This window comes from Clostridium sp., from assembly GCF_016650095.1.
Classification (GTDB): Bacteria; Bacillota; Clostridia; order Clostridiales; family Clostridiaceae; genus Clostridium_AD.
Genome location: NZ_JAENWL010000161.1, coordinates 1 through 7,671 on the forward strand (window position 1 = coordinate 1; position 7,671 = coordinate 7,671).

Consider the following 7,671-nt stretch of genomic DNA (forward strand, 5'->3'; position numbering starts at 1 on the left):
ACTGATAAATCAGTGCTCACTGATAAATCAGTGCCAGATAATTTATTAACCTATGTTGTCAGGGAAAATATCAATAACGTAAAATTAAGAGATTATTTTAAGTATGCAGAGAAATTATCTGGTAGATTTTTAAAAAGCACAGGACTTACTGGGAAAATAAGTGTAAATGGTAAAGTGGTCAAGTTAAATCATAGAATAAGTTCAAAAGACATTGTAGAAATTGATATGGAAAAGGACGAGCATCAAAACATTGAACCAGAGAAGATGGATTTAGATGTAGTATATGATGATGTAGACCTTATTGTTATAAATAAGAGCCCAGGTATTGTGGTTCACCCGACTCGTGGGTATCCCTTTGGAACTCTTGCCAATGGAGTTTTATATTATTTCAAAGAAAGAGATGAAAAATGCATTGTTAGACTTGTGAGTAGACTCGATAGAGATACCTCAGGACTTATAATAATTGCAAAAAATCAATTTGCACATATGGCATTAGCTAGAGATATGCATAGCAATGAATCACAGGTCAGAGACATGCAGGAAAGTGATATGCATAGTAAAACCTTCGAGAAAAGTTATATGGCTGTTGTACATGGCAATATGGGAAATAAGACAGGTACTATTGATTTGCCCATTGGAAATCGCGATAAAGAAAGTGCAAAGAGAGAAGTGTGGGAAGAAGGACAAAGAAGTATAACTCATTACGAAGTTATTGATTCTTTTAAAAATGGTGATTTGGTAAAATTAACATTGGAAACTGGTAGAACACATCAAATTCGTGTTCATTTAAGTCATCTTGGTCATCCACTTTACGGGGATAGCCTTTATGGAATTTGCGAGAGTGAGTATATTGATAGGCAGGCACTTCATGCTTATAAATTAATTATTCCACATCCACGAACTGGTGAAGAACTTATACTTGAGTCAAAGCTTCCAGAGGATATAGTGAATCTAATAAGTAAACTAAAAGCTGAAAGCGACGTATAAAAAAGCATCAGTTGTAAACTAATAATAGTTTACAACTGATGCTTTTTTATATTATCTGAATTTTTTATTATTTAAATCTTTTATGAAATTCCTCAATTTGTTTTTTCTTCTTCGTCGCAACTTTCTTACTCTCATAAAAATTAAGAATAGTGCTAAGGCAATTGCAAGGTATTTTATTATGTTCATTAAGAGTGTAGAACTTTTGAAGGACTTTAAATTATTACTCAGAGATGATGTTATTTTAGCTTTTTTAGCGTAATCCGTTCCGCTATATAAATCTAAAGTGTAGGAATCTTCACCAAAAGCAACTGTAGCTTTACTTATTAACTCACCTTTCTTAATTGAGGTAGGGTCCATTTCCGTTTGCTCAGTTTTAATAGTTGGGGTTAAAGTTGAATCTTTAGATTTAACAATGTAAAGATCTTGTGATGCAAGAAGAGGGACCACTGTACCATCATCTAAAGTTAAATTTGATACTACATCATCTTTATTAAAATATTTAGAGAGTTCAAAATTATCAAATCCATAATCAAGTAGTTTTCTACTGTCCGTAAAAAAAGTTTTTACAGAGTCATGTACAAGTGCTACTATAAGTTTTTGACCGTTTCTACTAGCTACGGCAATAAAAGAATGTTTTGATTGGATAGTATAGCCTGTCTTTCCGCCTACACAATCAGGATAATAGTATTGGTCACCCTTTTGTATTAGCCTATTACCATTCCAAAGAGGACGTTTTTCCTTAGATTTATTTGTTGGTGCCATTATATATGAAGAAGTTGTTGCTATCTCTTTGTATTCATCATGCTTAGTAAGCTCCATCATAATCAAAGACAAATCGTAGGCTGAAGTTTTATGATTAACATCATATAGCCCATTCGGATTAACAAAGTGAGTATTCTCGCAGCCGAGTGCCTTTGCGCGATCATTCATAAGTTTTGAAAATTCTTCTATTGAGCCACTTATATGTTCGGCGAGAGCTATAGCACAGTCATTAGCAGAAGCTAATATTAATCCATATAACAATTCTTTAACAGAAATTTTTTCCCCTTCAAATATATATATTTTTGAACCATCAGCCATCTCTGCATTTTTACTTACTGTTACCACATCGCTTAAATTACATTTTTCGAGAACTAGAAGTATAGTCATTATCTTAGTGGTGGAAGCTGGAGGGTATGCAGAATCCTTGTTTTTCTCATATAGTATTTTGCCAGTAGTGGCATCTATTAAAACCACACTATCTGCGGACGCCACTGGTGGCGAGGACGTCACTGGTGGAGTTACTAGTGCTTTAACGGCTGGCGTCATATTAAAAAGTATAAAAAATGATGTGAGTATTATTGTGATTAACCTTTTCATAGGATACCTCCAAGTTTTTCAATATTTATAGTATATCAAAAAAATCCTTTCTTAGCGATAGTATTTAAAGAAAGTTGTCAATAATTCAATATAGGAAGGTAATTTGCAATAATTGTTTTGTGCTAGTAGAGATTAACGAGATTTTGATTAAGGAGGAATTATGAAAAGTAAAGAAAAAATAATCGGTTCTATAGTTATCTTGTGCATAAGCATTGTCTTTATAATTGGTGGCTACGCGTTGTCAAGACCAAAAGAAAATGTAAACGCTGCTGATTACACGGATATATTTATAGAAGCTGATAAAACTTCAGGAGTGAAAGATGCAGAGCGAGTTAGTGCAGCAGGATCCAATATAGAGGTTCAATCAAATAAAATAGAAGAGATTAATATTAAAGTTGATATAAAGGGTGCTGTAGAACATCCTGGTGTTTATGAAATAAAAAATGGAAGTAGAGTAATGGATCTTATAAAATTAGCAGGGGGTGGTACGTCAGACGCAGAACTTGATGCGACAAATCTCTCAGCAAAACTTAAGGATGAAGACTGTATCGTAATTTGCAAAAAAGGTGAGGTAAACAAAACACAAAACTTGCAGAGTAGTATTAGCAATTCGGAGGTTTCAAGGTCTAATAGCAATGGAGAGGACGCTATCATTAACATAAACACTGCAAGCAGAGAGGAATTAAAAACTCTTACTGGAATAGGAGATGCCAAAGCTGATGTTATAATCGAGTATAGGGAGCAAAATGGAGGATTTAAGTCAGTAGAAGAACTAACAAAAGTAGGTGGGATTGGAGAAAAGACTTTAAGTAAATTTATAGATAAGATAGACATAAAGTAACTATTGGTATAAGATTATATTGAAGATTTAGTAGAATTAATAATAACTACTGATTGCAAAAAAATACTAGAGTACGAGGAGGTTTAAGATGGAAAAGAGACTTACAGAGCTATCAAAAACCTCTGGCTGAGCTGCGAAAATAGGGCCGGAGGCCTTAGCAACGATATTAGAAAAATTACCTAAAATGGAAAGTGAAAATTTAATTGTTGGAATTGAAACCTCTGATGATGCAGCAGTATATAGGTTAAGCGATGAAATTGCAGTGATTCAAACCTTAGACTTTTTTACACCTGTGGTAGATGACCCTTACACCTTTGGACAAATAGCGGCAGCCAATTCATTGAGTGACGTGTATGCTATGGGGGGGAAACCTACGGTGGCTTTAAATATAGTATGTTTTCCTAATTGTTTAAATATAGATATACTTGGAGAAATTTTAAGAGGTGGAGCAGATAAAGTAATAGAAGCTGGAGCAATAGTAATGGGAGGTCATTCTGTACAGGATGATGAGCCTAAATACGGCCTATCAGTGATGGGAATAGTACACCCAGATAAGGTGCTAAAAAATTATGGCTGCAAAGTAGGAGAAGTGTTGATTTTAACAAAGCCCTTGGGTACTGGTATAATTAATACAGCAATAAAAGCAGAACTTGCTTCAAAAGAGGCTTATGACATTGCGGTTAAGGTTATGTGTACTTTAAATAAATATGCTGGAGAAATCATTATAGAGTATGATATAAGTGCTTGTACGGATATAACAGGCTTTGGTATTATGGGGCACTGCTATGAAATGGCTAGTGGGTCTAATATAAGCTTAAAATTATTTAAAGAAAAGATACCATACATTAAAGAGGCTAAAGAGTACGCAAAGATAGGACTTGTTCCTGCAGGTAGCTATAACAATAAATCATACTTAGAAGGGAAATATGAACTTAGAAGTATTCCGGAATGGTTAGAAGATATATTATTTGATCCTCAAACTTCGGGTGGGCTTTTAGTATCTTGTACACCTTTAGAAGCCGAAAAACTTATGAGTAGGCTAAATAAGTTAGAATTAAAATCAGTGATTATTGGAGAAGTAATCCCTTTGCAGGATAAGTATATAATAGTGGAGTAAATAAATACGGGGAGATAGCCATGAATAGAGAATTATTAAGAAGTTTACCTAAGATAGATGAACTACTTCAAGAAGAAACAATAGAAAATAAGCTGGAAAATAGTATGAGAGTTCTTGTATTAGATTCTTTAAGAGAAACTATAGAATCATATAGAAAAGCAATTCTTAATGATGAAATAGAATCATTAACAAAAGAAGAGATAATAATTGATTCTATTAAACTATTAAATAAAAAGAATAGTAGGAATCTTAGAAAAGTTATAAATGCTACGGGAACTGTTGTTCATACAAATCTAGGAAGATCTCTTTTATCAAAGGATGCAATAGACGCGGTAATTAATGTTGCGCAAAATTACAACAATCTTGAATATGTTATAGATAGTGGCATGCGAGGATCGAGATATTCACATATAGAGGATATTGTAATGAAAATAACTGGCGCAGAGGCTGCTATGGTGGTAAATAACAACGCGGCGGCAGTAATGCTTGCGTTAGATACATTGTGTAGGGGTAAGGAAGCAATAGTTTCCAGAGGACAATTGGTGGAAATTGGAGGATCGTTTAGAGTTCCTGAAGTTATGAAATTTAGTGGAGCTAAACTAGTAGAAGTAGGTACAACTAATAGAACTCATTTATATGATTATGAAGATAATATTAGTGAAAATACAGGAGTGTTTCTAAAAGTACACACTTCTAATTTTAAAATTATGGGATTTACGCAGGAAGTAGCTATAGAAGATTTAGTAAAGCTCGGATCCGAAAAAGATATACCAGTGGTTGAAGACATAGGAAGTGGAGTGTTAATAGATTACTCTAAATATGGGTTTGTATATGAACCAACAGTTCAAGAAAGCATAAAAAAGGGTATAGATGTAGTAACTTTTAGCGGAGACAAGATGTTAGGTGGTCCTCAAGCTGGAATTATAGTAGGTAAAAAGAAGTATATTGATAGAATGAAGAAGAACCAATTAACTAGGGCACTCCGAATAGATAAAATGACTTTGGCAGCTTTAGAAGGTACACTGAAGCATTATCTAGAAGAAGCAGAGGCTATTAAAAACATACCAACTTTAAACATGCTTTTATGTAGCAAACTTGAGCTTAAGAAAAGAGCGCAGAAACTGAAAAGAAAGCTTCAAAATAGAACAGATAAATTCACTTTCACTATAGATAATGACTATTCAATGGTGGGTGGAGGTTCAATGCCTACTGAGAAAATAGAAACTTATGTAATAAAAATAAAAAGTGAAAGTTTTACGACGATGCAAATAGAAGAGAAATTAAGAAAGAATGAAGTAGCTATAATTGCAAGAATTAGTAACAATGAAGTGATAATAGACCTAAGGACTTTATTTGAAAAGGATTATGGAATTATTGCAGAAGCTTTTAAAAATATGTAAAAAAAAATTATGGAAAGGTTGCTGCTTATATGAAACATATTATTATAGGAACAGCAGGGCATATAGACCACGGAAAGACAACATTAATTAAAGCACTAACGGGTAGAGAGACAGATACTTTAAAAGAGGAAAAGGATAGAGGTATTTCTATAAATTTAGGATTCACATATTTCGATTTACCATCTGGCAGAAGAGCTGGAATTATAGATGTTCCAGGGCATGAGAAATTCATTAAGAACATGCTTGCAGGGATAAGCAGTATAGACGTGGTTCTACTAGTTATTGCAGCGGATGAAGGTATTATGCCCCAAACTAAAGAGCATTTTGAAATATTACAATTGCTAAATGTTAAAAAAGGAATAATAGTGCTTACAAAGGCAGATCTCGTGGATGATGAATGGATTGAAATGATTAAAGGTGATTTGCTTAATGAGTTTAAAGGCACATTTTTAGAAGCTGCACCTATTCATGCTGTATCCTCAAAAACTAAAATGGGATTTGTTGAACTTATACGAGATATAGATAAAATGACAGAAGAAGTTGATGCTAAAGATACCGAAGGTCATTTTAGGTTATCTGTGGATAGGGCATTTTCTGTAAGTGGGTTTGGCACTGTGGTAACTGGAACAATAATAAGTGGAAGAGTAAAAGTGGGGGATGCAGTAGAAATATATCCGTCTAAAGTTGTCACAAAGGTTAGAGGCATTCATATTCATGATAAACGGTCGGAGTTTGGAGAAGCAGGTCAAAGATGTGCTATAAACCTAGCTAATTTAAAACTAAGTGAAATTGGAAGAGGAGATGTAGTGTCAACCGTAAATATAATGGAACCCTCTTTTTCAATAGATTGTACACTATACTATCTAAAAAGTGCAGAAAAACCATTAGTTAATAGGCAGAGGGTTAGATTATATCATGGAACGGATGAAATCCTGTGTAGAGTAGTTATACTAGGAAGAGAAGAAGTAGCGCCAGGAGAAAGTGCATATGTACAATTAAGACTCGAAAAGCCAATAAATGCCCAAAGAAATGATAGATATGTGCTTAGAAGCTACTCCCCAATGCGAACTATTGCTGGTGGTATTGTCATTGAACCTTCCGCCCAAAAGGCCAAGAGGTTTGATGAAAAATACATTGAAGAGCTTAAAGTTAAAGAAAGTGGAAAAACAGAAGATATTTTGGGGAATGTAGTTGATAAATTAAGCGGAGATTACCCAGATACTGCTGTGATTTTAAAAGCACTGGGTAAAAATGAAGAAGGCATAGAAGAGAAATTACAATCAATGGTCGATGACAATATAATAATCAAACTAACAGCTTTAGATAAGACGATTTATATACATAAGAATTTTTTTAAGCAGAAGATAGAGGGAATAGAGCAAATCTTAATAAAGTATCATAATGAACATACTCTTAAGGCTGGTATGCCAAAAGAGGAAATCAAGAATAAAATTTTTGGGAAAAGTATTAAGCAAAAAACCTATGATGAAATATTGATGCTGATGGAAAATAGAAATGTTATAAAAATATATGAAAAATTTGTATCTTTATATGATTTTAGGATACAATATACAAATGAGCAAGAAAAGATAAAAACGAGTATTATTTCGGCTTATGATAAAGGAAGATACAATCCCCCTAAATATACAGACTTAATCCAAAATGAAAAGGATAAAAATAACTTCAAAATGGTTTTTGATTCGTTGCTCGGTAATGAAGAATTAATAAAAATAGGTGAGGACTGTATCTTTACAAAGGAACATTATGAAAACTCAAAAGAAATAGTTTACAACTACATTAAGGAAAAAGGCAGCATAGCCGCATCTTCAGCTAGAGACGCCTTTGACACAAGTCGAAAATTTTCAGTAGCTCTTTTAGAACATTTTGATGGTATAAAATTAACTAAGAGGGTGGAAAATGATCGAGTACTATACAAGGAAAGTTAAAAGTATGGAACTTTGAATTAA

Annotated in this window: 6 protein-coding genes; 5 read left to right on the forward strand and 1 reads right to left on the reverse strand. The window is 33.5% G+C overall.

What is annotated here, in order from left to right; translation table 11 throughout:
• Positions 1 to 30: 30 nt before the first annotated feature.
• Positions 31 to 987 carry an RluA family pseudouridine synthase gene (locus JJE11_RS10575; protein ID WP_291635349.1) on the forward strand — a complete coding sequence of 319 codons (957 nt, stop codon included), beginning with the start codon at positions 31 to 33 and terminating at the stop codon, positions 985 to 987.
• A gap of 51 nt (positions 988 to 1,038) precedes the next feature.
• Here the strand turns inward: JJE11_RS10575 and JJE11_RS10580 are convergent, their stop codons facing one another.
• Positions 1,039 to 2,346, reverse strand: coding sequence for a D-alanyl-D-alanine carboxypeptidase family protein (locus tag JJE11_RS10580; protein ID WP_291635339.1), 1,308 nt, complete (start codon positions 2,344 to 2,346; stop codon positions 1,039 to 1,041).
• A 160-nt stretch (positions 2,347 to 2,506) separates the two neighbouring features.
• Here JJE11_RS10580 and JJE11_RS10585 point away from each other — a divergent pair, with 160 nt between their 5' ends.
• The 4 genes from JJE11_RS10585 (at position 2,507) to selB (ending at position 7,650) form a co-directional block, all read left to right on the forward strand.
• A complete protein-coding gene (locus JJE11_RS10585) occupies positions 2,507 to 3,187 on the forward strand; it encodes a helix-hairpin-helix domain-containing protein (RefSeq protein ID WP_291635341.1) in 681 nt (226 codons plus the stop codon).
• An 88-nt stretch (positions 3,188 to 3,275) separates the two neighbouring features.
• On the forward strand, positions 3,276 to 4,304 hold the full coding sequence (selD, locus tag JJE11_RS10590; RefSeq protein ID WP_291635343.1) for a selenide, water dikinase SelD: 1,029 nt from the start codon (positions 3,276 to 3,278) through the stop codon (positions 4,302 to 4,304).
• Between the two features lie 20 nt (positions 4,305 to 4,324).
• Complete coding sequence (selA, locus tag JJE11_RS10595) at positions 4,325 to 5,704, forward strand: L-seryl-tRNA(Sec) selenium transferase (RefSeq protein ID WP_291635345.1); 1,380 nt, start codon at positions 4,325 to 4,327, stop codon at positions 5,702 to 5,704.
• 29 nt (positions 5,705 to 5,733) lie between these two features.
• Positions 5,734 to 7,650, forward strand: coding sequence for a selenocysteine-specific translation elongation factor (selB, locus tag JJE11_RS10600; protein ID WP_291635347.1), 1,917 nt, complete (start codon positions 5,734 to 5,736; stop codon positions 7,648 to 7,650).
• Positions 7,651 to 7,671 lie beyond the last annotated feature (21 nt).

Excerpts from the sequence above, each read along its gene's own strand:
- JJE11_RS10580 (WP_291635339.1), bottom strand. The coding sequence starts at position 2,346 with ATGAAAAGGTTAATCACAATAATACTCACATCATTTTTTATACTTTTT.
- selB (WP_291635347.1), top strand. The coding sequence starts at position 5,734 with ATGAAACATATTATTATAGGAACAGCAGGGCATATAGACCACGGAAAG.
- selA (WP_291635345.1), top strand. The coding sequence starts at position 4,325 with ATGAATAGAGAATTATTAAGAAGTTTACCTAAGATAGATGAACTACTT.
- JJE11_RS10585 (WP_291635341.1), top strand. The coding sequence starts at position 2,507 with ATGAAAAGTAAAGAAAAAATAATCGGTTCTATAGTTATCTTGTGCATA.